At 67.1% G+C, this 885-nt stretch carries 1 protein-coding gene; it reads right to left on the bottom strand.

The genetic code is table 11. The features are described 5' to 3' along the window. Window positions 1-15 precede the first annotated feature (15 nt). Window positions 16-771, bottom strand: a complete 756-nt coding sequence (locus ORI94_RS35245; RefSeq protein ID WP_266083200.1) for a transposase family protein — start codon at window positions 769-771, stop codon at window positions 16-18. Window positions 772-885 lie beyond the last annotated feature (114 nt).

Here is an 885-nt window from a genome sequence, read left to right as displayed (position 1 = left end):
GAGCCTTTTCCAACCTCATGCCGAGGCGTGATGAAGGACGAGGACGGCCTGGACGATCGCGGTGATGCGGTTGGTGCTGCAGCGGAGCTTTCGTAGGAGGCGCCAGCCCTTCAGCGTGGCCATGGCCTGCTCGCCGAGGCAGCGGATCTTGGCGTGTGTGCTGTTGTGCCGGCGCTGCCACTGCTTGAGGCGGCGGCCGCGGAAGGGTACTCGGATGGGACCACCGGCACCTTGATACGCCTTGTCGGCCCAGCACTTGAGGTCGGCGTCGGTGAGCGCGTCGACGATGCCGTGGGTGCGGGCGGCGGTCAGGTCGTGGGTCGATCCGGGCAGGGCTGGTGAGGCCCACAGCAACCGCCCGAAGGGATCGGTGAGGACCTGGACGTTCATGCCGTGACGTTTGTGTTTGCCCGAGTAGTACGGGGTGTCGGCGGCGATCCGGTCGATTGGCAGCAGGGTGCCGTCCAGGATCACGAACGCCTTGGTCCGGGCGATGTCCATCGCCTCGGCCAGGGTGGGTGCGAGGGCGGCCAGCACATCGACGGCCTCGCGTATGTAGCGGTACACGGTTGCGACGCCGATACCGAACCCGGCGGCGAGCTGGGCGTAGGTGTCACCGCATCGCAGATGGGCCAGGGCGAGGAGAGCCTGACGGCTGGCGGTCAGCCGACGCCATCGGGTCCCGATCTCCCCTCGCCGGGCAGCGAGTCGTCCCGTCAGGCACCGCAGGGTGCGACTGGACAGGTCGATCGACGACGGGTAGACAAGCACGCGAAGCTCCTGGTGGCTACGGGCAATCTTGGTCGAGAACCCGTCTACCAGGAGCTTCGTCGTTCCACCGATCTGTCCGACACGCGGTCAGCACCGTCAGGCTGGAAAAGGCTC

This window comes from Streptomyces sp. NEAU-W12, from assembly GCF_026242095.1.
Lineage (GTDB): Bacteria > Actinomycetota > Actinomycetes > Streptomycetales > Streptomycetaceae > Streptomyces.
Note: the sequence above shows the minus strand (reverse complement) of the source record. Positions and strands in the feature narration are given on the sequence as shown.